At 64.9% G+C, this 23,256-nt stretch carries 16 protein-coding genes; 7 read left to right on the top strand and 9 right to left on the bottom strand.

Going from position 1 to position 23,256, the window contains the following annotated elements; all coding sequences use genetic code 11:
* Window positions 1-56: 56 nt before the first annotated feature.
* The 3 genes from phbB to FFY45_RS21475 form a co-directional block, all read right to left on the bottom strand.
* The gene (gene phbB, locus FFY45_RS21485) at window positions 57-797 is read right to left on the bottom strand and encodes an acetoacetyl-CoA reductase (protein WP_176341977.1); all 741 of its coding nucleotides are present in this window, start codon (window positions 795-797) and stop codon (window positions 57-59) included.
* A gap of 169 nt (window positions 798-966) precedes the next feature.
* On the bottom strand, window positions 967-2,295 hold the full coding sequence (locus FFY45_RS21480; RefSeq protein ID WP_176341976.1) for a CitMHS family transporter: 1,329 nt from the start codon (window positions 2,293-2,295) through the stop codon (window positions 967-969).
* Between the two features lie 114 nt (window positions 2,296-2,409).
* Window positions 2,410-3,603, bottom strand: a complete 1,194-nt coding sequence (locus FFY45_RS21475) for a porin (protein WP_176341975.1) — start codon at window positions 3,601-3,603, stop codon at window positions 2,410-2,412.
* A 242-nt stretch (window positions 3,604-3,845) separates the two neighbouring features.
* On the opposite strand from FFY45_RS21475, the gene FFY45_RS21470 reads away from it, so the two are divergent.
* The 4 genes from FFY45_RS21470 (at window position 3,846) to FFY45_RS21455 (ending at window position 7,804) form a co-directional block, all read left to right on the top strand.
* A complete protein-coding gene (locus FFY45_RS21470) occupies window positions 3,846-4,547 on the top strand; it encodes a response regulator (RefSeq protein WP_104549768.1) in 702 nt (233 codons plus the stop codon).
* Window positions 4,540-5,925 carry a sensor histidine kinase gene (locus FFY45_RS21465; RefSeq protein WP_176341974.1) on the top strand — a complete coding sequence of 462 codons (1,386 nt, stop codon included), beginning with the start codon at window positions 4,540-4,542 and terminating at the stop codon, window positions 5,923-5,925. The genes FFY45_RS21470 and FFY45_RS21465 overlap by 8 nt, the downstream gene beginning before the upstream one ends.
* Window positions 5,925-6,974: an ABC transporter substrate-binding protein gene (locus tag FFY45_RS21460; protein ID WP_176341973.1), complete on the top strand. Its 1,050-nt coding sequence runs from the start codon at window positions 5,925-5,927 to the stop codon at window positions 6,972-6,974. The genes FFY45_RS21465 and FFY45_RS21460 overlap by 1 nt, the downstream gene beginning before the upstream one ends.
* Before the next feature lie 191 nt (window positions 6,975-7,165).
* Window positions 7,166-7,804, top strand: a complete 639-nt coding sequence (locus FFY45_RS21455; protein WP_024938967.1) for a response regulator — start codon at window positions 7,166-7,168, stop codon at window positions 7,802-7,804.
* Window positions 7,805-8,071: 267 nt separating this feature from the next.
* Here FFY45_RS21455 and FFY45_RS21450 read toward each other — a convergent pair whose 3' ends face one another.
* The gene (locus FFY45_RS21450; protein WP_255172111.1) at window positions 8,072-10,192 is read right to left on the bottom strand and encodes a TonB-dependent receptor; all 2,121 of its coding nucleotides are present in this window, start codon (window positions 10,190-10,192) and stop codon (window positions 8,072-8,074) included.
* Window positions 10,193-10,551: 359 nt separating this feature from the next.
* Here FFY45_RS21450 and FFY45_RS21445 point away from each other — a divergent pair, with 359 nt between their 5' ends.
* On the top strand, window positions 10,552-11,454 hold the full coding sequence (locus tag FFY45_RS21445) for a LysR substrate-binding domain-containing protein (RefSeq protein WP_176341972.1): 903 nt from the start codon (window positions 10,552-10,554) through the stop codon (window positions 11,452-11,454).
* Here the strand turns inward: FFY45_RS21445 and FFY45_RS21440 are convergent.
* From FFY45_RS21440 to FFY45_RS21420, 5 genes are all read right to left on the bottom strand, one after another.
* Window positions 11,446-12,213 carry a substrate-binding domain-containing protein gene (locus tag FFY45_RS21440; protein WP_343204120.1) on the bottom strand — a complete coding sequence of 256 codons (768 nt, stop codon included), beginning with the start codon at window positions 12,211-12,213 and terminating at the stop codon, window positions 11,446-11,448. The two genes, FFY45_RS21445 and FFY45_RS21440, sit on opposite strands and share 9 nt — an antisense overlap.
* An 8-nt stretch (window positions 12,214-12,221) precedes the next feature.
* On the bottom strand, window positions 12,222-13,571 hold the full coding sequence (locus FFY45_RS21435) for an MFS transporter (protein ID WP_176341970.1): 1,350 nt from the start codon (window positions 13,569-13,571) through the stop codon (window positions 12,222-12,224).
* 213 nt (window positions 13,572-13,784) lie between these two features.
* On the bottom strand, window positions 13,785-14,705 hold the full coding sequence (locus tag FFY45_RS21430; protein ID WP_343204119.1) for an N-acetylmuramoyl-L-alanine amidase-like domain-containing protein: 921 nt from the start codon (window positions 14,703-14,705) through the stop codon (window positions 13,785-13,787).
* 34 nt (window positions 14,706-14,739) lie between these two features.
* Window positions 14,740-17,385, bottom strand: a complete 2,646-nt coding sequence (locus FFY45_RS21425; RefSeq protein WP_176341969.1) for a hybrid sensor histidine kinase/response regulator — start codon at window positions 17,383-17,385, stop codon at window positions 14,740-14,742.
* Window positions 17,386-17,623: 238 nt separating this feature from the next.
* Window positions 17,624-18,796, bottom strand: a complete 1,173-nt coding sequence (locus tag FFY45_RS21420; protein WP_043889421.1) for an OprO/OprP family phosphate-selective porin — start codon at window positions 18,794-18,796, stop codon at window positions 17,624-17,626.
* A 286-nt stretch (window positions 18,797-19,082) separates the two neighbouring features.
* Between FFY45_RS21420 and FFY45_RS21415 the strand changes: the two genes are divergently transcribed.
* Together FFY45_RS21415 and FFY45_RS21410 are read left to right on the top strand one after the other, a co-directional pair.
* Window positions 19,083-20,429: a dicarboxylate/amino acid:cation symporter gene (locus FFY45_RS21415; RefSeq protein WP_176341968.1), complete on the top strand. Its 1,347-nt coding sequence runs from the start codon at window positions 19,083-19,085 to the stop codon at window positions 20,427-20,429.
* A 199-nt stretch (window positions 20,430-20,628) separates the two neighbouring features.
* Complete coding sequence (locus FFY45_RS21410; RefSeq protein WP_176341967.1) at window positions 20,629-22,923, top strand: NADP-dependent malic enzyme; 2,295 nt, start codon at window positions 20,629-20,631, stop codon at window positions 22,921-22,923.
* Window positions 22,924-23,256: the final 333 nt, after the last annotated feature.

Here is a 23,256-nt window from a genome sequence, read left to right as displayed (position 1 = left end):
GCAGCGAGCACCGGCCGCGCTCATCTGGTGAAGAACGCAGTAGTTTTTTGGCCGTGCTAGCCCATGTAGAGCCCGCCGTTGACGGCATAGTCCGCACCCGTCACATAGGCAGCCTCATCGGAGGATAGCCACGCGCATAGCCCTGCGACTTCTGCAGGTTTGCCGAGCCGGCGCACCGGCACCGAGGTCGCCAGGCGGTCGAGCACGTCGGGCGGAAAGCTGCTGATCGAGGCACTGGCGATATAGCCCGGCGAAATGGTGTTGACGGTGACGCCGCGCGAGGCAACCTCTTGCGCCAACGCACGACTGAAGCCGTGCATCGCCGCTTTGGCGGTGGCGAAATTGATCTGCCCGATCTGGCCCTTGTGCGCGCTGACCGAGCCGATATTGACGATGCGTCCCCAGCCGCGCGACGTCATGCCATCGACTACCTGCTTGGTGATGTTGAACAACGAGTGCAGATTGCTGGCGATCACCGCGTTCCAGTCGTCGCGCGTCATCTGCCGGAACAAGGTGTCGCGGCTACCGCCGGCGTTATTGACCAGCACATCGATCTCGCCGACCTCGGCCTTGACCTTGGCGAACGCAGCCACGGTGGAATCCCAATCGGCGGCATTGCCTTCGGAGGCAACGAACTCGAAGCCTTGCTCGCGCTGCTCACGCAACCACGATGTCTTGCGCGGCGAATTGGGACCGCACCCGGCGACCACGGTATGCCCGCTGCGCGCCAGCTTCTGGCAGATCGCGGTGCCCACACTGCCCATGCCGCTGGTGACGTATGCAATGCGAAGTGTCATTGGTGTAACTCCTTCGGAGTTGGGAATGGGGAATCGGGAGTGGGGGAATCGGTAGAGCAGGAGCCGCGCTTGCGGTGTCTGTTGTCCATGTGGAAGTCAGGAATCGACACGACAGCACAGCGCCGCCCTTACGATTCCCCATTCCCGATTCCCCATTCCCGGCGGGCGATCAGCGCGCCAACGGAAACAAGCCAAACAACAATCCGCCCGCCAACATCAGCATCGAAATCAGCACCGCCCACTTCAGCGTGAAGCGTTGATGGTCGGCAAAGTCGACCTTGGCCAGGCCGACCAGCAGATAGGTCGAGGGCACCAGGGGGCTGAGCAGATGCACCGGCTGGCCGGCGAGCGAGGCGCGGGCCATTTCCACCGGGGTGATGCCGTAGTGGCCGGCCGCTTCGGACAGGATCGGCAGCACGCCGAAGTAGAACGCGTCGTTGGACATGAAGAACGTAAACGGCATGCTGACGATCGCGGTGATCACCGCCAGATATGGCCCCCAGCTGTCGGGGATCACCGCCAGGAAGCTGCGCGACATCGCCTCGACCATGCCGGTGTTGGACAGGATGCCGGTGAAGATGCCGGCGGCAAAAATCAGCGACACCACCGACAGCACATTGCCGGCGTGATTGACCAGGCGGCGGCGCTGCTCGGCCAGGTTGGGGTAGTTGATCATCAGCGCCAGCGCAAAGCCGATCATGAACAGCACCGGCATCGGCAGCACGCCGACCACCAGTGCGGCCATCAGCACCAGGGTCAGGATCAGGTTCACCCACAGCAGCTTGGGCCGCTTCATGTCCTCGGTGTCTTCCACGCGCGGCAATGCGTCGTTTTCCTCGGGCAGGCTGGTGTCCAGCCAGTTGCCGTCGGCCGGCAAACGCACCACGCCCAGGCGGCGACGCTCGCGCATGCCCAACAGCCAGGCCAGCGCGATGATGCCGGCGATCGCCATCGCCATCGCCGGTACCAGCGGCACGAACACATCGGCCGGATCCACATGCAAGGCGGTAGCGGCGCGTGCAGTGGGGCCGCCCCACGGGGTCAGATTCATCACACCGCTGGCCAGGATGGTCACGCAGGTGAGGTTGAGCGCGTTCATGCCCAGGCGCTGATACAGCGGCAGCATCGCCGACACGGTGATCATGTAGGTGGTGGAGCCATCGCCATCGAGCGAGATCAGCATCGCCAGGATCGCCGTGCCCATCACGATCTTCAACGGGTCGCCCTTGACCAGGCGCAGGATGCGGCCGACCAGCGGATCGAACAGACCGGCATCGATCATCACCCCGAAGTAGAGGATGGCGAACATCAGCATCACGCCGGTGGGCGCGATCTTCTTGATGCCGTCGAGCATCATCTCGTTGATGCCGGTGCCGAAGCCGCCCAGCAACGCGAACACGATCGGTACCGTGATCAGAGCCACCAGCGGCGACAGCCGCTTGCTCATGATCAGGTACATGAAGGTGATCACCATTCCGGAACCGAGCGCGGTCAGCATGCGGGAAAATCCTTTGAGGCGTGCAACAGGGAGAGGGTGGAGCGTGCGCATGCAGCGCGAAAGCGATGACGCGTTTGCAGTTGCTGGAAATCTGGCTCGGTCACGAACGACACATCAAAAGTCGTACTGAAAACGGCCGGTCACCGCCAGCGTGTGATCGACCACCGCATCGACCATGCGGTCGCGGTTGCGGCTGTCGATCACGTTGAGCATCACGCGCAGGTTCGGCTTGAAATACCAGTTGCCGCCCAGCGTCCACGACTGCGTGCTGGCATCGATGAAATTGGGCTGGCCATCCATATGCTGGTCGCCGCGCATGTAGTCGTAGCGCAAGGCCAGCTCGAACGCGCCGGACGGGCGATTGGGCGTCTTGATGCGGCTGAAGCGCCCGGTCTTGCGGTCGTAGCCGCGCGACTCGCCGGTGACGAACCAGCTGACCAACCCGTAGCTGGCCAACACCTTGGCATGCTGCCCGCCGTCGTCGAGCAGGCCGCCACTGAACTCGCTCTGCCACGACCACGGGCCCAGCACTTCGGCGTATTCCAGCGACCATTTGTCGAAGTCGGTGTCGCGGCCATCGGCAAAGCGCGCCAGCGTGATGCGGCTGTTGTTGGCCAGATCGTTTTCCGGACGTGGACGGATCAGCAACGGCGCCGCACCGCCGCTGCCCGGATGCGAATAGCGCTCGTGCGCCAGCGACACGCCCAGGTGGCGTAGCCGCGCCTCGCCCATCTCCGGTGCGAAGGTCAGACGCGTGCCGAGCGCACCGCCCTTGGTGGACGAATTGTCGATGCTTTCCAGGCTGTAGGCCGCCGTTGACCAGGTCGCATCGGGGCGATTGGCCTGCCACGAAATCGCCTTGCGATAGATCGGCGCCAGCGTGGTCGATGCATAGCCGCGTTCCAGAAACGGGCCGTAGTTGGAACCGGTGCGATCGTCCAGCGAGAAGTACTGTTTGAACTGACCCACGGTCAGCGTACCGGCGGAAAACTTCTTGGCGATATACACATCGCGCGCCAGGATGCCGCGGCTGCCGGATTCGTATTGCAGGCCGGCAAATTCCGCTTCGGCCTTGTAATTGAAGCCGTAGAACTTGCCCGCCACATCCAGCCACACGCGGCGGAACTGGCTGTCGTTGCGCTCGGGCGTGCCGCGTTCGTCGTTGTCGAACATGGTGAAGTCCCAGTGCACGCGCCCACCCACCTCGGCGGTGACCGGACCGTCGCCATCGGCCGCGCGGGCAGCCGGTGCCAGGCAGATCGCGGCGCAGGCGGTGAAGACGCGCAGACGCAAGGTGTCGTTGCTCACAGACCCTCCCAGGTACATGTGTGAATCACGTTCAGCGATGCACCGCACAACCACTCTGCGGCGCGTTGGCAGCAGCCTAGTCCGGCGAAGCTGTCATGGACCTGTCGTTGGGGCGGGAATGGGGAGTCGGGAATGGGGAATCGCAAGAGCGTTAAGAGCTTTTGTCTGCGCGGCCTGTTACCTTCCGGCCGCGGCCAACCGCCGTTCCGATTCCCCATTCTCCATTCTCGATTCCACGCCCAATGCGCCTGCTGCTAGTCGAAGACAACGCCGACCTCGCCGATGCCATCGTGCGGCGCATGCGCCGTAGCGGGCATGCGGTGGACTGGCAGGCCGATGGCCTGGCGGCGGCGAGTGTGTTGCGCTATCAGAGCTTCGATCTGGTGGTGCTGGATATCGGCTTGCCCAAGCTGGATGGCTTGCGGGTGCTGGCCGGTATGCGCGAGCGCGGCGATACCACACCGGTGCTGATGCTCACCGCGCGCGATGGCATCGAAGACCGCGTGCAGGCGCTGGATGTCGGTGCCGACGATTACCTGGGCAAGCCGTTCGACTTCCGCGAGTTCGAAGCGCGGTGCCGCGTGCTGCTGCGGCGCAATCGCGGCCAGGCCAGCGAGGTGGTGCAGATCGGCGGCTTCGTATTCGATAACGCCGCGCACACGCTACTGCTGGACGGCGTGCCGATCGAATTACCGAATCGCGAATACCGGCTGTTCGAAATCCTGATCGGGCGGCTGGGGCAGGTGGTGGGCAAGGACGAGATCGGCAACGGTTTGTTCGGTTTCGACGACGATGCCGGGCCCAACGCGATCGAGCTGTATGTCGGCCGCCTGCGTCGCAAGTTGGCGGGGGCGCCGCTGCGCATCGTCACCGTGCGTGGCGCCGGTTACAAACTCGAAGAAGCCGACCCGCACGCGCCGGTGGAGCCGGGCGTCGATGGCTGAGCCGCTGACGGTGGCGCCGTCGATCCGGCGCACCTTGCTGCTGTATCTGGGCAGCCTGTCGCTGCTTGGCGCGGTGGTGCTGTTTTTTGCCGCACGCGATTACGGCGAGCGTGCGGCCAATCGCTCCTACGACCATCTGCTGGTGTCCTCGGCACTGTCGATCATCGACAGCGTGGCCTTGGTCGGCGGCGACTGGCAGGTGGATCTGCCGTATGCCTCGCTGGATCTGCTCGGCATGGCGCCGGAAGACCGCGTGTTCTATCGCGTGTTCGATGCGCAAGGCCGCACCATCACAGGCGAAGAGAATTTGCCGCTGCCGCCACGCCCGCCCAGCGACGAGCGCCCGCTGTTGTTCGACGCCGACTACAGCGGCGAGCCGGTGCGCTTTGCGGTGGTGATGCATCGGGTGGCATCGGCGTCCGGGCAGGGCGAAGTGCGCGTGCAAGTGGGCCAGACCCGGCGCGCGCGCGATGCGCTGGCGCGCGATGTGGTGCTCAATGCCTTGGTGGCGATCGGCGTGTTGTCGCTGCTCGCCCTGGGCCTGGTGTGGCTGGGCGTGTATCGCGCGTTGCGTCCGTTGCAGCGCATCGAGCGCGATCTGTCGCGGCGCGAGCCCTCCGACCTGAAACCGCTGAGCGTGCCGGCACCGCAGGAAATGCAGTTGATGGTGACCGCGCTCAATCGCTTCATGGCGCGGCTGTCGTCCAGCAATGAAACCTTGCGCGCGTTCATGGCCGAAGCTGCGCACCAGATGCGCACGCCCCTGGCTGCCTTGCGCGCGCAGGCGCAGCTGGCGATGGACGAGGAGGACCCGCGCGAGATGCAGCGCAGCCTGGTGGCGATCGAGCGCAATGCCAGCCATATGAGCCGGCTGCTCAATCAATTGCTCAGCGATGCCAGCGTGATCCATCGCGCCAATCTGCAGCGCTTTGCCACCGTGGATCTGGCCGAGGTCTTGCACCAGGCCTTGCACGAAGCGCTACCGCGTAGCGACAGTGCGCCGCGCGTGCACCTGGCGATCGACCCGCAACCGGCGCTGTTGCATGGCGATGCCTTGCTGTTGCGCGAGGCGCTCAAGAACCTGATCGACAACGCCTGCAAGTACGGTGGCGGCGCGCCATTGCAGGTGGCGCTTACCAGCGATGGCAGCCATCACGTCATCACCATCGCCGATCACGGCCCCGGCATTCCCGCCGCCGAAGCCGAGCGCGTGTTCGAGCGTTTCGCGCGCGGGCCGGATGCGCCGGCCGGCGGTGCGGGGCTGGGGCTGGCGATCGTCAAACGCGTGGTCGAGGCGCATGGCGGGCGCATTGATCTGGCCAACCGCGTCGGCGGCGGGCTGATCGCCTCGTTGCATTTTCCTGGAGGGACACGCTGATGCGCGTGCTGTTGCTGATGGTGGTATTGCTGGCACATGGCATCGCCTGCGCCGCGCCCGGCGATGTACGGCGGTTTCCCGCGCAGGGCCCGATGCAGGCGCAATTGCGCGTGCAGGGCTCCACCGATCTGGAAGTGTTTGGCGCGGTCATCCAGGACTACCAGCGCCTGCATCCGGGCACCGAGGTGATCTACGAAGATGTGATCGCCTGGGACATCTATGCGCGCTATCTGCATCCAGGCAAGGCCACGCCTGCTGCGGACATGCTGATCAGCGCCAGCATGGATCTGCAGACCAAGCTGGTGAACGATGGTCACGCGCTCGCGCACCGCTCCGCACAGACCGAAGCGCTGCCGGCGTGGGCGCAGTGGCGGCACGAGGTGTTCGGCATCAGCTACGAGCCGGTGGCCATCGTCTACAACACCCGCAAGCTGGCGGCAGCACGCGTACCGCGCACGCGCAGACAGTTGTTGGCCCTGTTGCGCGCGCCCGATGCGCCGCTGCGCGGCCGGGTGGGCACCTACGATGTGGAGCGCAGCGGCGTGGGCTATCTGTTCGCCACCCAGGACGGGCAGGTCGGCAGTATCGCCGGGGCGCTGCTGGCCGCGTTGGGCGCGAACCAGGTCAGGCTGGAAGAACGCACGGGCACCTTGCTCGACCGCGTCAGCCGTGGCGAGCTGCTGCTGGCCTACAACGTGCTGGGCTCCTACGCGCAGACGCGCATCGATGCCGGCGCGCCGCTGGGCATCGTGCAGCCGCAGGACTACACGCTGGTGGCGCTGCGCACCGCAGTGATTCCCAAGACCGCGCCGCATGCGCCCGAGGCGCGCAGATTCCTCGACTATCTGCTCTCGCCACGTGGCCAGCAGGTGCTCTCGCGCGAGGCGCGATTGATGCCGATCCTGCCGGCCGCCGGTGGCCGTGGCGGCTCGGCGCAACCGCCGTTCCGCCCGATCCCGCTGGGCCCCGGCCTGCTGGTGTATCTGGACAAACTCAAACGCCGGCAGTTTCTGGACGCCTGGCGCGCCAGCACGCAGCCGCCGCACTAGCGCGAGCAATAACCAGCTGCGATAGGCGCTGCGCGTCCGCGCTGCGTGACCGCCGGGGTGCACGTGCTGGAGCTGGAATCGGCGGTCGCCACGCATGCGCCGCCGGCGGCGCGCCGCCCTGACACGCGCGCCGCCGTGGTGGTGGACGCTCGGGGACGGAAACAGACACGTCCATGTGCCAGACTTGGCGCATGGCCGATCTCACCATCCTCGTCGCCGACGACCACCCGCTGTTCCGTGCCGCTGTGATCCACGTACTGCAGCAGACCTTGCCGCAGGCCGATGTGGTGGAAGCCTCCAGCGCCGCTACGCTGAGCGCCATGCTGCGCTCGCACCCACAGGCCGAGCTGGTGCTGCTGGACCTGGCCATGCCGGGTGCACGTGGCTTCTCGGCGCTCTTGCACGTGCGTGGCGAGCACCCGGACATCCCGGTGGTGGTGATCTCTTCCAACGATCACCCACGCGTGATCCGGCGCGCGCAGCAGTTCGGCGCGGCCGGTTTCATTCCCAAATCCACCCCGGCCGAATCGATCGGCACCGCGGTGGCCAGCGTGCTGGAGGGCGGCACCTGGTTCCCGCCGATGACCGCCGAGCGCTCGGAGGCCGACGCGCAACTGGCCTCCAAACTCGCCCAGCTCACCCCGCAACAGTTCCGCGTCTTGCTGAGCCTGGCCGACGGCCTGCTCAACAAGCAGATCGCGCACGAGCTGGGTCTGGCTGAAAACACCGTCAAGGTGCACGTCACCGCGATCCTGAAGAAGCTGGATTGCTACAGCCGCACGCAGGCGGCGGTGCTGGTCAAGGCGCTGGAGCCGGAAGGCGAGGGCTGATCGAATCGGCCAGCGTGCTGATTTTTTTCTTTCGCCGTTCGGCGATGCAGCGCTAGCGCCGTGCGGCGAGTGAGCGGCCAGGCTGCTGAGTGCAGACGTGGACCCGTGCGCATGCAGGCATGCGAACTGGAACGTTGAAATCGGAACGCTCATGCTGAGCGAGCAGCCCGCAACGAGCGGTATCGCAGGCCATGCGGCACCGGTTCAACAGCACGCTTGCGCAGACCCATCGCGCGCAAGCGTGCTGCCGACGATCCCGCGACAGCATCAAAAATCCAGCGAATACCCCAGCGTAAACGTACGGCCACGGCCGGCGAAGTAGCGCAGCGGTTCGACCAGGGCCGATTGCGAGTAGTAGGTGATGTACTGCTTGTCGAACAGATTGGACACGCCCATGCGCACCGCACCGCGCGGCAACGCGTAGTTGAAGGTCGCATCCACCAGCGTGTAGCCGCTGAAGCGCTTGTCGGCCTCGTCGAAGGATTGGCTGAAGGCATGCTGGGCCTGCACGAACGAGGAGAACTTCGGTGTCCACTGCGCCGACCACGAGGCGATCACGCGATTGGGCGCCACGTTGAGGCCATCCAGGCGTGCATCCAGCTGCCCATCGTTGTCGCTGTCGTAGCGGCCACGCGTGTACGCGTACGACAGGCGCAGGCGATGCGCCGCATCCAGGCGATACCCCAGGCTGGCGTCCACGCCCTGCACGCGGGTTTTCTCGCGGCTCATCATGAAGGCGCCGTTGATCGGCACCACGCGCGTGCCCAGATCCGAGTTGGACTGGAAGTAGCTCAGGTCCGCATCGAAGGCGCCGCGCGTGAGGCGGGTGCCGGCTTCCACGCTCTTGGTCAGGATCGGTTCCAGCGTGCTCAGGTTGGCCACGCGCGTGCCCGGCGTATTGATCGCGCGCAGCACGCGGCCCACGTCCGGCATGCCGAAGCCTTCGGAATAGCTGGTGAAAAAGCTCACGCCTTCGAGCGGCGTGTAGACCAGGCCGGCGTTGTAGAGGGTCTGGTTGAAGTCGAGCGTGCCGCCTTCGACATCGACCCGGTTGTAGCGCCACAGGGTCTGGTAGCTGTCGATCTTCAACTCGGCTTCTTCGCGGCGCACGCCGGCGTGCAAGGTGAGCGTGGGCAGCAGCTTGTATTCGCCCTGCACGAACAGCGACAGATTGCGGTAGTCCGACTCGGGCACATAGGTGCGTCCGGTGCCGTAGAGATCCTGCTTGCCGGTATCTGCCAGCAGGTCGACGCCGCCGGTGAGCTTGAGCCGGCCGTCGAGCAGATCGTCCTTGGTCAGGCTGATCTTGCTGCCCCACTTGGACGCCACCGAACGCGATTGGTCGTACAGCGTGCCGACCGGTGCGATGCGCGGGTCCTGAAACGTGGACGAGTTGTCGGCACCGAACAGCCCTTCGAATTCCTGGTTGAACACCATCGCGCTCAGCTGCATGCCGGCCAGATCGTCATCGGTGTACGACAGGCTGGAGGTCAGCACATCGTTCCAGGGCGCGGTGCCTTGCGGGGTGCCGCGCACCGAGGTGGTGGGCAGGCCTTGCGCACGGTTGCCGGCGATGCCGATGTAGTCGTTGTCGTTCTTGATACGGTAACGGTTGACGCTGACGCTCAGGCGCTGCGCATCGGTGAGCGCGTAGCCGAGCTTGGCCAGCACGTCGTAGCTCTTGGAGGTCATCAGGTCGCCCTGCGTGTTGTCGGCGCCGATCGGCCGGCCTTGGCCGTCCATATACAGGCCTTGATCGCTATAGCTGGCCGAGAACAGGTAATCGAGCTTGTCCGTGCGGCCGTCCACGCGGTAGCGCGTCTCAACGCTTGCGGTTTCTGCACGCGTTTCCGAGGTGGGCGCGGTGGCCTGCACATCGACGTGCTGGTTGAGCTCACCGTCCTGCGGACGCCGGGTGATGATGTTGATGGTGCCGCCGGTGGCGCCCAGGCCGTTGATCGCGTTGGCGCCCTGGATCACCTCGATGCGCTCGACCATCGCATAGTCGATGGTGTGCGCTTCGCGCCCGGTGGGGCGGATCGGATTGGACTGCGGCACGCCGTCGATCAGGATCAACGGCGTGCGCCCGCGCAGCGTTTCACCACTGCCGTTCATCTTGCCGCGGCTGGGCGTGTACGAGGGAATCAGGTTGGCGAGCACGTCGGAGGAGTTGCTGGAGATCGTCAGCTGCTGTTGGATCTGCGCCTTGTCGATGATCAGCACCGTCTGCGGCGACTCGGCCACGGTCATGTTGGAGCGCGAGGCGGCAACCACCACCGTGTCCAGCGTATCGGTGACATCCGATTGCGCGGACGCGCTGGCAGAGGCGAGCAGGCAGAGCGAGGCAAGCAGCGGCATACCGGCCGATGCGGAGACGGGAGATTTCATCAGGCAAGGAACTCCAAGACGCGGCGGCACGCGTGCAGGACACGCAAGCCGGGGCGAAAGCGACGATCAAATGGGAATCATTATCGATATTCTAGCAGGCGCGGGCGCCGCGGCGTCCGGCATGCCGCTCTGCTGCGAGCATGCGACTGCACGCCTTGGCAGCATCGTTACGCTGCCGGAGCACTGCGATGCGAGTGCAGGCAGTCGCTGTGCTCAGCAGCGTGTGCACGCCTAGCTCGACGACGTTCTGCACGCACGCTGCAAGCTGTGCGATGCGTCTGCCCGGGCATGCTCGCGCAGCAAAGCAGGCAACTGTCTATGCTATGCCGACCGCCATCGAACATCGCAGCTGCGGCACCGTGACCATCAAATTCGACCTCAACGATCTACAGGCATTCCGCGCCGTTGCCGAAAACGGCAGCTTTCGCCGCGCCGCCGAACGGATACGGATCACGCAGCCGGCGCTCAGCCGCAGGATCGACAAACTCGAGTCGGCGTTGAACGTCAAGTTGTTCGAGCGTACGACGCGCAAGGTGGCGCTCACCACGGTCGGCCAGGCTTTCATGCCGCAGGTCGAGCGCATGCTCGACGATCTGGATCTGGCGTTGATGAGCATCGGCGATGCCGGATCGAGCAGGATGGGCACCGTGACCGTGGCGTGCGTGCCGTCCGCGGCGTACTACTTCATGCCGCAGGCGATTCACGGGCTGCATCAGCTGTTTCCGAAGATCCGCATCCGGCTGTTCGACGGCAGCGCCAGTCATGTCAGTGCGGCAGTGGCCTCCGGCGAAGCGGATTTCGGCGTCAGCTTCAGCGGCAACCTGGCACCGGAGGTCGAGTTCGAGCCGTTGCTGCAGGAGCGCTATGTAATCGCGTGCCGCCACGACCATCCCTTGTCCCGGCGCGAACAGGTCAGCTGGCAGGAGGCTTATGGCCACGACTACATCACGCTCGACAAGACATCGGGCAATCGGCTGGTGCTCGATCGGGCGCTGTCTGCCTTTACTCCGGACCGGCCCAGCATCTGCGAAACCCGCCATGTCACCACCTTGCTGGGGTTGGTGGAAGCAGGCGTCGGCGTTGCCGCGGTTCCTTCGATCGCAATGCCCTCCCGCCCGCATCCGCTGCTGGCAGCGGTGCCGCTGGTCGAACCGGAGGTGGTGCGTAATGTCGGGATGCTCAAACGCCGTGGACGCACGCTGACACCTGCCGCGCTCGAACTGGCTGCATTGGTGCGACGGATGCCCGCGCGCTCACGGTGAGACCGGATCCAGCCCGGTCGCACGCGCGACCGCTTGCGCCTCACGCGACTGCAGGTAGGCAAGCAGGCGCTTGGCCGCTTGCGGATGCGCCGCAGTGACCGGCACACCCGCCGCATAGCGCGTGACCGACTGCAGCGGCTCGGGGATCTTGCCGACGAAATCCACGCCTGCCACCGGAAGCAGTTCGGCCACTTGCTGAAAGCCGAGCTGGTAGCTGCCGTTGGCCACCACCGCGCCCACCGGGATGCGCTCGATCTTGCGGCTCTTGGCCATCATCGGGCCTTCGATCTGCAGCCGCTTGAACAGCGTGGTCTCGATGTAGACGCCACTGGCGCTGTCGGAATAGGCAACGGAATCGGCCTGCAGCAGCGCCTTCTTGAACTGGGCGACGTTGCCGATCTTTGGCTTGCGTGCGCCGCTGCGCACCACCATGCCGATCCTGGAGTCGGCCAGCTCCACCCGCGATGCGGGGTCCACCACTCCTGCATCGATCAGCTTCTGCAGCGCACTGCCCACCATGATCACCACATCGGCATGCTCGCCGCGTGCGAGCCGGCTGGGAATGGATTGCGGCGTCTGGCCCATCGAAGGGCCGTGCAGCGTCTCGAAGGTCGTGCCGGTGTGCGTGCTGTACTGCGGCGCCAGGCGTTCGAAGGCGGCAGTGAAGCCGCCCGAGGTCATCACGGTCAGATCCTGCGCGCCTGCGGCCGGCGACAGCAGGGCAGTGGCGACAACCGCACCCAGCCATTTTTTCCACACGGCCCGCATCATTTCGCCGCTCCCGCAGCAGCATCGAGGCCGGTCGCTCTCGCTGCGTTGCCATGGCGTCGGTAGAGAAACAGCGTTGCCAACAGCGCGCACACGGACGCGAACACCAGCCAGTAGCCAGGGGCGGCCTTGTCGCCGGTGACATGGATCAACCAGGTGGACATCACCGGCGTAAAGCCGCCAAAGACCGCCGTGGCCAGGCTGTAGGCGAGCGAAAATCCCGCCACCCGTACATGCGCCGGCATGAGTTCGGTGAGCGCAGGAATCATGGCGCCGTTGTAGATGCCGTAGATGAAGGACAGCCACAGCAGCGCCTGCAACATGTGCGCAAAACTCGGTGCGGCGGCCAGGAACGCGAGTACCGGATATGCGCTCAGTACGCACACCACCGCCATGGTCACCAGCAGCGGTTTGCGGCCGAACCGATCGCTGAGCGCGCCGCCGATCGGCAGCCAGATGAAGTTGGAGATGCCGACCAGCAGCGTCACGATCAATGCGTCGCCGGTGCTGAGTTTGAGCACGCTCTTGCCGAAGGTCGGTGCGTAGACGGTGATCAGATAGAACGCGGTCGTGGTCAGCGCCACCATCAACCCGCCGGCGATCACGGTGCCGGCATTGTTGGCTAGCCCGCGCATCACCTGCTGCATCGTGACGCGCTGAGTGCGCTGCGCGAACGCCGCAGTCTCTTCCAGGCTGCGGCGCAGCAAGAAGATGAAGGGGATGATGACGCAACCGATGGCAAAGGGAATCCGCCAGCCCCATTGCGCCAGATCCTGCGGCGCCATGAGCTGGTTGAGCGCATACCCGATGGCTGCCGCAGCGACGATGGCAACCTGCTGGCTGGCCGACTGCCAACTCGCATAGAAGCCACGCCGCCCCGGCGTCGCCATCTCGGCCAGATACACCGACACGCCGCCCATTTCGGCACCCGCCGAAAAGCCTTGCAGCAACCGCCCGAGCAATACCAAGGCCGGTGCCCACAAACCGATGCTGGCATAGCCGGGCACCAGCACGATCAGGACGGTGCCGCTGGCCATGATTGCCAGGGTGACGATCAGGCCCTTGCGGCGGCCCACATCATCGATATACGCGCCCAGGATCACTGCACCCAGTGGACGCATCAGAAAGCCTGCGCCAAACACGGCGAAAGTCATCATCAACGAAGCGAATTCGTTGCTTGCCGGGAAGAACACCGCGGCGATCTGCGTTGCGTAGAAACCGAACAGGAAAAAGTCGAACTGCTCAAGAAAGTTGCCCGAGGTCACCCTCAGCACCATTCCCAGTTTCGACTGCCCCTTTGCCTCAAGGTTGGAAGTCTGCATAGATCGCCCTCCACGACGGGTATGCATGTGCGGAACATCTGAGGCGATCGATTCTGGTGGAGATGGCCGATGTTGATAATTGCTGCTTTCTCATCGACTGATGCAGGTTGAACATCAGCACGCACTGCAGCGGTGCTCGGCTCCCACGCGCGTCGATGCGGCAGGCGCGGCGCGTGCGGCAGCTGCGGCCAGAGATGCCGCCGGGCGCTGGCGCTTATCGAGCCTGGCAGTGGTGCGTGGTCACTTCTTGGCCCGATACACAATGATGCCCGGGGTTCTCGCTACATACTCCATGAACGGAGAGTCCACGACTTTCATGTTTTCCTTGCGGGATGAGGCGTTGCGTAGCACCGGGCCCTTGTCGGTCATGATGAAAAACCCGACGTGGGTGACGTCCAGCCCGGCCAGGGGCGTGTAGATGCCGATGTAATCGCCGGTGCGAAGCCGGCTGACAACCGTGCTGTCGACGCGTTCGGTGGGGATATAGGCGATGGTCCGGTCAACCACCGGCAGTCCTGGAAGATAATTGCTGCCATCGGCTTTTCGGTTGAGCGCTTTGGTGACGCTGACGGCATTGGGGCTGACCACTGCGGTGATATCGGTGGCGAGCTCGTACGGTCTGTTGGCCCAATCGGTAAAGAAATGCTTGCGATGGGTAAAGCTGACAACGCCCTCGACGTAGCGGGTCAGCACCAGATGATTGACGAAATCCTGCTGTGAGTAGGACTTTCGCGCCGCCTCGACGTAATCCAGATAAGTGAAGCAGTCCAATCCGGTGAAGTCGATGATCAGTTTCTCTGGCGTGGTGGCCGAGCCCTGCAAGACATGGTCGCGGTAGGGCGTGCCTAGAAATTCTGCCGAGATCGCGTCGATCAGGTGGCCCGGGCTTAATCCCCTATGGTTTGAGGCCTGATCCAGCACGGCATTCAATTTATTGACCGTGTAGGGGTCCATGGTCGCGCGCGATGGCGGCGCTGGCTGCGTGACGCCGGAGGGCGTTTCCGCCTGCGCTGGAAATCCCCCTGCGCAGCTCGCAAAGAGCAGTGACATCAGCAGCGGTAGCGTTGTCTTGAACATCGCAGTTCCAGCTTTCGGGGGCAGGCTGCAATGGTCGAGCAGATTATGAGTTGCTGCACCAGCGATCACGAAGCCGTGCTGCACGATCCGAACGTGGCATGTGTGGCCACGGGCAGCATCACCCACGCCGCAGCAACATCTGTGTCACCAGCGCACGCAGTGCCGGTGGGCGCACTGGTTTGGACAACAATCCCCAGCCCAGGTCCAGCGCATGTTCGCGCAGCGCGGGGTCGGGTTCTGCGGTGACCAGGATCACGCGCGGTTCGCGTTGCCAGCGTTGCACCAACTGTGGCAGCAAGATGGGGCCGTAGTGCTCACCCATGCGCACGTCCAGCAACAGCAGTTCCGGCACCTCGTCGGGGTTGGCGGCGGCCAATGCATCGTCGGGGCCACCGGCAAAATCCACCCGGCATTCCCAGCGTTCGAGCAAGACGCGCGTGGCTTCGCACACGCGTGGCTCATCGTCCACGCACCAGACGCGGCAGCCGTGCAGAATCGGGTCGTTGGCGTTTTCTGCAGTGGTGGTGGGCGGCGGCAATTGCTTGGCGATGGCGGCACGCTCGCCCAGCGGCAGCGTTACCGAAAATACGCTGCCGCTCCCCAGCGTGGAATGCAGGCCGATGCGGTGACCGAGCAGGCGGCCGATGCGTTCGACGATGGCAAGCCCCAGACCTGCGCCGCGATCGTTGGCGACGCCATCGTCCAGGCGGCGGAATTCTTCGAAGATTTCATGCTGCAGTGTTTCGGGAATGCCGGGTCCTTGATCGTGCACTTCGATGCGCAGCCAGCCGCCACGGCGACGACAGCCGATCAGCACCCGCCCACGCGGGGTGTAGCGGATGGCATTGGAGAGAAAGTTCTGCAGGATGCGCCGCAGCAGGTTTTCATCGCTCAACACCACCGCCGAGGTGGGCACCCAATCCAGCACCAGGCCGCGGTCTTCGGCCAGGATGCCGAACTCGCGTGCCAGCGTTTCCAGCAGCGGGGCAATGGCGAAATCGCGCACCTGGGTTTTCAGGCTGCCCGCTTCCAGCCGCGAGATATCCAGCAGGCTGTTGAGGATGGCGTCCTGCGCGGCCAGCGCGCCTTCAATGTTGTCGACCACGCGCGCGCTGCCGGTCTCGCGCACTTGCCCGCGCAACACCGAGACGAACATGCGCGCGGCGTTGAGCGGCTGCAGCAGGTCGTGCACGGCCGAGGCGACGAAGCGGGTTTTGTAGCGATTGGCGCTCTCGGCTTCGCGCTTGGCGGCGGCCAGGTCGCGGGTGCGTTCGGCCACGCGGTGTTCCAGCGCGTCGGCCAACGAGCGCAGTTCGCGTGCGGCGTTCTTGTAGCTGGTGATGTCGGCGTAACTGGTGACGAAGCCGCCGTCGGGCAGCGGGTTGCCGCGGATTTCCAGCACCGTGCCGTCTTCCTTCTCGCTCTCGCGCATATGCGGTTTGCCGCTGCGCAAGTGGTTCAGACGGCGCTCGATCGCCGCTTCGATCGGCCCCGGACCGAGCAGGCCGCGGCGTGCGTTGAAGCGGAACAGGTCTTCGATCGGGCGACCGATCTTGAGCAATTCGGGCGGGAAGCGGAACAGCTCGACATAGCGCGAATTCCACGCCACCAGATTGAGCGCATCGTCGATCACCACCACGCCTTGCGGCAGGTGTTCCAGGCTGCGGCTTAAGCCGGCATTGGCCTGCTGCGCGGCGGTGACCACGCCATCCTGGGCGGTGCGCAGTTCTTCGGCGTGTTGTTGCAGCAGTGTTTCCAGTTCGTCCCGGCTGCGCTGACGCAAGGCCGCCAGCCGCCGCCGTTGCTGCACGAACAGCCACAGCAAGGCCAGTGCCAGCCATGCACCGGCGGCGGCAATCGCAGCGGCGCGCCCGGCCGCTGCGCTGGCGCGGGTGTCGTGCAGCAGATGCAGGCGCCAGCCGCTTTCGGGCACTTCCAGGGTCTGCCACAGCACCGGGCCGGCGAGCGCTGGCTCGCGCACCTCGGCCAATACGCCACCGTTGCCGGTCTGCTCGATCAGCCGGCGCTGCAGCGGCAGCAATCCCTGGTCGGCGTACTGGCGGGTGCTCTGCAATTCGCTGCGATCGCGCAGGCTCAACGGTGCCAGCATGCGGTAGCGCCACTCGGGGCGGCTGGCCAGAAACACCACGTCGTGCGCATCGGAGGCCAGCACGATGTCCGGGGTCTGCAGCCATTCGCGTTCCAGCGCAGCCAGCGCGATCTTGATCACCACCACGCCCTGCACCTGGCCGGCAGAGTCGACGATGGCCTGCGAGAGGAAATACCCCGGCTCGCTGGTGGTCATGCCGATGCCGTAAAAGCTGCCGCTGCCGGTGGCCAGTGCCTGCTGGTAATAAGGGCGGAACGCGTAGTCCACGCCCACATTGCTGCGCGGCGCGCGCCAGTTGCTGGCCGCCAACGCGATACCACTGCGGTCGATCACCGTCAGCGTGGACGATTGGGTGACGTTGTTGGCGCGTTCGAGTTTGTCGTTGAGCTGTTCCACCTGCGCGGCCGACAACGGCCCGGACACCGCAGCACGCAGCTCCGGGTCCAGTGCCAGAATCTGCGGCAAGGTGCGATAGCGATCGATGCGCTGCTGCAAGGCCTGTGCATACAGCCGCAGCTGACGCCGCACGGTGGCACTTTCGTCGCGCAAGGCGTTCTGCTCGACAAAATGCCCGGCCGCAAACATGGCCACCAACATGCCGCCCAGCACGATGGACAGCGTGAACAGCAGGCGGCGGCGTTGCGAGGCGTACATGCGGCAAGTATGGCGGTGCGCAGGTACATCGCGCAGCTATCGCCGCGGATATCCGCCCCGACGACCACCCCGCATGACCACCAAACAAGCCCCCGACAAACGACTGCGGCCGCATCCTCGGAAGGATGCGGCCGCATAGGCACACACGCTGGTGTGCGTTACAGCATCACTGCGTTGAAGCGGCCAACCAAGGCAACGCGCGGCCAACCAGGCTCGCGTTGCCTCTGCTCAACAGCGCTTAAAACTGCACCTGCGCACGCAGTTCCATCACGTGCGGGGTTTCATGCACGCCATTGCGCGAGGAATCCACCCAGCTGTAGTTGGCCTGCATCTTGAAGTGGCTGGTGAGGTACCAGTTGGCGCCAATGGTGGTGTCGTGCTGGCGGCCGCCGTGGACGTTGTTGTCTTCCAGATTCAGACGGCTGTAGCGGGCGGTCAGCTCGACCGCGCCGTAGTCGTGCGCCGGCTTGATATTGCCGGGGACGCCGCCGGCATAGGTGCGCGACTCGCCGGTCAGCGACCAGGTGCCGTAGAGGTACTGGCCCTGCGCGATGAAGTGCGGCTGGCCGGCATTACGCGCCACTTCGGCACGCAGCGCTTCGCTCTGTAGCGAGAACGGGCCGTGGATCCAGACCGCTTCCACGCCGGTGCGGATTACGTGGTCCACATCGAGGATGGTGCCGGTGTCGATCAGACGCACGTCGGTCAGGCCGGCTTCCGGGCGGGCACGCAGGCGCACGCGCGGGCTGAAGGACACGCCGCGGCCGTCGCTGAAACCGCGCGGGTTTTCGACCGAGCCGGCGATGCCCAGGTGCAGCACGTCGCCTTCGGCCTTGAACGGGGTCCATGCCGCATGCACGGCCTGGGTGGTGCCCGGGTTGTCGCCCTGCAGATCCTGGCCGCCGTACGCGCCGGCCTGCAGCAGGTACTGCTGACGCTCCAGCGTCCACTCCACACCGGTCCGGCGGCCCTGGAACACGGCCTGCACCGGCAGGCCCAGTTCCATGAAGCTGCCCGCGCGCGAGCTCTGCACCGCTTCCAGACCCACCGGCACCTTCATGTAGCCCAGCCGCACGCGACCGTAATCCTGGCCCAGCAGCGCCTTGGTCTCGAAGCGGAAGAACACGTCCAGCCACAGCTTGGCTTCGAAGTCGAAATACACCATGGCGTCGTAGGCGCCCTTCTTCTTGAGGGTGGCGCCGAATTCCTTGCGGCGGAAGTCGGTGCGGTCTTCCAGACGGTCGTCGCCGGAGAAGTTGTTGTCGTCGTAGGCGTAGTTGCCGGTCAGACCCAGCTCGGTGCCATCACCGAAGGTGTACTTGGTCGGCCAGTTTTCGATCGAGGTGGCCGCATTGGCGGCAGCGGGCGCGGCGGCGATGGCCAACGCAAGAACGAGCGGATTGAGGCGCATAGGAATGATCTTCGGCAATGAGAAGGGGCCGGGCGTCCTGCCATGGCGGTCGCAATGAACAGCTTCAGCAAGCGCGCAGGTTCCGGGCATCGAACGCACAGGAAAACGTTGTCTGTGTTAAATGAAATTAACGGCCGGCGGTGGCGCCGCTGAAGTGTAAGACGGCGTTCAGCCCGCGGACAGTGCGTAGTACCAATGGGCTATCGGCCCTGGCTGTGACGTGCGGCCAGAATGCGTGCACCGGGTGCCTGCTCAGGCGCCCTCTATGTTCCCTCGGAGTGGTGTCATGCACATCAGCAAGCCTGCCGGCCCGTTGCCGGCGTCCGTCCCCTTCTACCGCCAGCTGTACTTCCAGGTGGTGGTGGCGATCGTCCTGGGCGCCTTGCTCGGCCATTTCGAGCCGGCCTTCGCCGAAAGCCTCAAGCCGCTGGGCGACGCCTTCATCAAGCTGGTGAAGATGATCATCGCCCCGGTGATCTTCCTGACCATCGTCACCGGCATCGCCGGCATGACCCACCTCAAGACGGTGGGCCGGGTGTTCGCCAAATCGATGGCCTACTTTTTGTTCTTCTCCACGCTGGCGTTGATCGTGGGCATGATCGTGGCGCACGTGGTGCAGCCCGGTGCCGGCATGAACATCAATCCGGCCGAGCTGGATCAGAGCGCGGTCAACACCTACGTGCAGAAATCGCACGAGCTGAGCCTGGTCGGCTTTTTGATGGACATCATCCCGGCCACGCTGATCAGCGCGTTCGTCGATGGCAACATCCTGCAGGTGCTGTTTGTGGCGGTGCTGTTCGGGATCGCGCTGGCCCTGGTCGGCGAGCGCGGCCGCCCGGTGCTGAGCTTTCTGGAAGCGTTGACCGCCCCGGTATTCCGCCTGGTGCACATGTTGATGAGGGCCGCGCCGATCGGTGCGTTCGGTGCGATCGCCTTCACCATCGGCAAGTACGGGCTGGAATCGCTGGTCAATCTGGCCTGGCTGGTGGGTTCGTTCTATGTGACCTCGCTGTTCTTCGTGCTGGTGATCCTGGGCATTGTCTGTCGCCTGTGCGGCTTTTCGGTGCTCAAGCTGATCCGCTATCTCAAGGCCGAACTGCTGCTGGTGCTGGGCACCTCCTCGTCGGAGTCGGCGCTGCCGTCGCTGATGGAAAAGATGGAAAAGGCCGGCTGCGAGAAGTCAGTGGTGGGCCTGGTGGTGCCGACCGGCTATTCGTTCAATCTGGATGGCACCAACATCTACATGACCCTGGCCGCATTGTTCATCGCCCAGGCCACCAATGTGGACCTGAGCCTGGGCCAGCAAATCACCTTGCTGGCGGTGGCCATGCTCAGCTCCAAGGGCGCGGCCGGCGTGACCGGTGCCGGCTTCATCACCCTGGCGGCCACGCTGTCTGTGGTGCCGGACGTGCCGGTGGCCGGCATGGCGCTGATCCTGGGCGTGGACCGTTTCATGAGCGAGTGCCGCTCGCTGACCAACTTCATCGGCAATGCCGTGGCAACGGTGGTGGTGTCGCGCTGGGAGAATGCGCTGGACCGCGACCAGTTGAAGCTGGTGCTGGATGGCGGCTCGCCGCCGCTGCAGGCACCGGTGGCCTCGACCGACGTCGTCGCACCGATCAGCGCGCGCTGATGCTTCCTGCGGCCCTGTATTCCGCCGGTGATGCCGGCGGGATACAGGGCCGTTTTCGCTTTGAGCCAGACCCCGGCCGCAGTGCACGACGCGCTGCAGCATGCAATCTCCCTGCCGCGCTGACAGCTGCGCGACAGGCCCTTGTTCAGGCAGGAGGGTAGAATTCAGCCCTCCTGCGCCTTCGAGACCCACACAGCCGATGTCCAACGACGACTTCAAACAGGCCGCCCTCGACTACCACCGCCAGCAGCCGGCCGGCAAGATCAAGGTCACCGCGACCAAGCCGATGCTGACCCAGCGCGATCTGTCGCTGGCGTATTCGCCGGGCGTGGCCTTCGCCTGCGAGGCGATCGTCGAAGAACCCACCCAGGCCAGCGAGCTCACCGCGCGCGGCAACCTGGTGGCGGTGATCACCAACGGCACCGCCGTGCTGGGCCTGGGCAACATCGGCCCGCTGGCGTCCAAGCCGGTGATGGAAGGCAAGGGCGTGCTGTTCCAGAAGTTCGCCGGCATCGACGTGTTCGACATCGAGATCAACGAAAACGACCCGGACAAGCTGGTGGACATCATCGCCAGCCTGGAGCCGACCTTCGGCGGCATCAATCTGGAAGACATCAAGGCGCCGGAGTGCTTCATCGTCGAGCGCAAGCTGCGCGAGCGCATGAACATCCCGGTGTTCCATGACGACCAGCACGGCACCGCGATCATCGTCGGCGCCGCCGTGCTCAACGCGCTGGTGGTCACCGGCAAGAAGATCGAAGAGGTCAAGCTGGCCACCACCGGCATGGGCGCGGCCGGCATTTCCTGCGTCAACATGCTGGTCTCGCTGGGCCTGAAGCCGGAGAACATCCTGGCGCTGGACCGCGACGGCGTGATCCACACCGGCCGCACCGATCTGGACCCGGACAAGCAGCGCTATGCACGCGACACCGACAAGCGCACCCTGGCCGAAATCGTCGAGGGCGCCGATATCTTCCTGGGCCTGTCGGCGGCCGGCATCCTCAAGCCGGAAATGGTCGCCACGATGGCGCGCCAGCCGGTGATCTTCGCGCTGGCCAATCCCAATCCGGAGATCACCCCGGAAGCGGCCAAGGCAGTGCGTCCGGATTGCATCATCGGCACCGGCCGTTCGGACTACCCGAACCAGATCAACAACGTGCTGTGTTTCCCGTACCTGTTCCGCGGCGCGCTGGACGTGGGCGCCACCGGCATCAACGAAGAGATGAAGATCGCCTGCGTCAAGGCGATTGCGGCGATGGCACGGCGCGAGGCCTCCGACCTGGGCGCAGCCTACGGCGGCGAGACCCCGAGTTTTGGCCCGGAATACCTGATTCCGCGCCCGCTGGACCCGCGTCTGCTGGTGGAGTTGTCTTCCGCCGTTGCGCAGGCGGCGATGGATTCGGGCGTGGCCACGCGGCCGATCGACGACATGGAGGCCTACCGCGACAAGCTGGGCCAGTTCGTCTATCGCACCAGCCTGATGATGAAGCCGGTCTACGACCGCGCACGCGCCGACAAGCAGCGCGTGGTGTATGCCGAAGGCGAAGAAGAAGTGGTGTTGCGCGCGGTACAGAACGTGGTCGACGAAGGCCTGGCCTTCCCGATCCTGATCGGCCGCCCGGACGTCATCGAGGCGCGTATCGAACGCATGGGTCTGCGCCTGACCGCTGGGGTGGACTTTGAAATCACCAACATCTACGACGACCCGCGCTTCAACGAGTATTGGCAGTATTACCACGCACTGACCGAACGTCGTGGCGTGACCGTCACTGCCGCCAAGGAGTTGATGCGCTCGCGTCCGACCTTGATTGCCGCGGTGATGGTGGCGCGTGGCGAGGCCGATGCGATGCTGTCAGGCGTGGTCGGTCGCTTCCACAAGAAGCTGGGCTACGCCCGCAGCGTGATTCCGCTGGAACCGCGGGTGAGCTCCACCTCGGCGATGACCGGCGTGATCAACCAGCTGGGCGTGTTCTTCTTCCTGGATACGCATGTGCAGGAAGACCCGACGGTCGAACAAGTGGTGGAAGCCACGTTGCAGGCCGCGTATCGCCTCAAGCTGTTCGGCATCGAGCCCAACATCGCGCTGCTGTCGCACTCCAATTTCGGCAGCCACGATTCGCGCGATGCCTTGAAGATGCGTGCGGTGCGCGAGGCACTGCTCAAGCGCAAGCCCGAGCTCAACATCGACGGCGAAATGCAGGGCGACACCGCCTGGGACGAAGCGCTGCGCAAGCAGATCATGCCCAACAGCACGCTCAAGGGCCGTGCCAACCTGTTCGTGCTGCCAAACCTGGAAGCGGCCAACATCGCCTACAACCTGGTGCGCGTGTTCACCGACGGCGTGGCGATCGGGCCGATCCTGATGGGCATTTCCAAGCCGGTGCACATCCTCACCACCAGCGCCACCTCGCGCCGGGTGATGAACATGACGGCGATTGCGGCGGTGGATGCGCAGATCCGCAAGCAGCGCGATGCCGAGAAGATCGGCAGCTGAGAAGTCAGTAGTTAAGAAGTCAGTAGCTGAGAAGTCAGTAGCTAAGAAGCGTAGCGGCCGAGCGTTGCTTGACTGCTTAAGGCCCCTCTCCCCCGGGGCGAAAAGGCATGGCTTGCGCGCCACAGGCGCGCGTGCCTTGGAGCGCCTGCGCCGCAAGCGCAGGCAGGGGCGCGGAGCGGGGGTTGGGGTGAGGGTACGGTTTCTCCAGGTAGTGCCAAGCACGCGGCTGTCAGTCGCTGGCTTCGGTGAGGGGCGCCAGCGCGTCCGGGAATCGGCTCTTCGGCTCGGTCAGACATCCTGTCTGACTCGCCGCCGCGGCACATCCGTGTGTGC

The organism is Xanthomonas hortorum (assembly GCF_011305375.1).
In the GTDB taxonomy this organism is placed as follows: Bacteria; Pseudomonadota; Gammaproteobacteria; order Xanthomonadales; family Xanthomonadaceae; genus Xanthomonas; species Xanthomonas hortorum_E.
The sequence above is the reverse complement of the archived record's forward strand: the minus strand, read 5'-3'. Positions and strand labels throughout refer to the sequence as shown.

Coding starts and splice junctions, on each gene's coding strand:
- FFY45_RS21470 (WP_104549768.1), top strand. CDS start 3,846: ATGCGCCTGCTGCTAGTCGAAGACAACGCCGACCTCGCCGATGCCATC.
- FFY45_RS21435 (WP_176341970.1), bottom strand. CDS start 13,571: ATGCATACCCGTCGTGGAGGGCGATCTATGCAGACTTCCAACCTTGAG.
- FFY45_RS21420 (WP_043889421.1), bottom strand. CDS start 18,796: ATGCGCCTCAATCCGCTCGTTCTTGCGTTGGCCATCGCCGCCGCGCCC.
- FFY45_RS21480 (WP_176341976.1), bottom strand. CDS start 2,295: ATGCTGACCGCGCTCGGTTCCGGAATGGTGATCACCTTCATGTACCTG.
- FFY45_RS21425 (WP_176341969.1), bottom strand. CDS start 17,385: ATGTACGCCTCGCAACGCCGCCGCCTGCTGTTCACGCTGTCCATCGTG.
- FFY45_RS21450 (WP_255172111.1), bottom strand. CDS start 10,192: ATGAAATCTCCCGTCTCCGCATCGGCCGGTATGCCGCTGCTTGCCTCG.
- phbB (WP_176341977.1), bottom strand. CDS start 797: ATGACACTTCGCATTGCATACGTCACCAGCGGCATGGGCAGTGTGGGC.
- FFY45_RS21455 (WP_024938967.1), top strand. CDS start 7,166: ATGGCCGATCTCACCATCCTCGTCGCCGACGACCACCCGCTGTTCCGT.
- FFY45_RS21465 (WP_176341974.1), top strand. CDS start 4,540: ATGGCTGAGCCGCTGACGGTGGCGCCGTCGATCCGGCGCACCTTGCTG.
- FFY45_RS21410 (WP_176341967.1), top strand. CDS start 20,629: ATGTCCAACGACGACTTCAAACAGGCCGCCCTCGACTACCACCGCCAG.
- FFY45_RS21415 (WP_176341968.1), top strand. CDS start 19,083: ATGCACATCAGCAAGCCTGCCGGCCCGTTGCCGGCGTCCGTCCCCTTC.
- FFY45_RS21460 (WP_176341973.1), top strand. CDS start 5,925: ATGCGCGTGCTGTTGCTGATGGTGGTATTGCTGGCACATGGCATCGCC.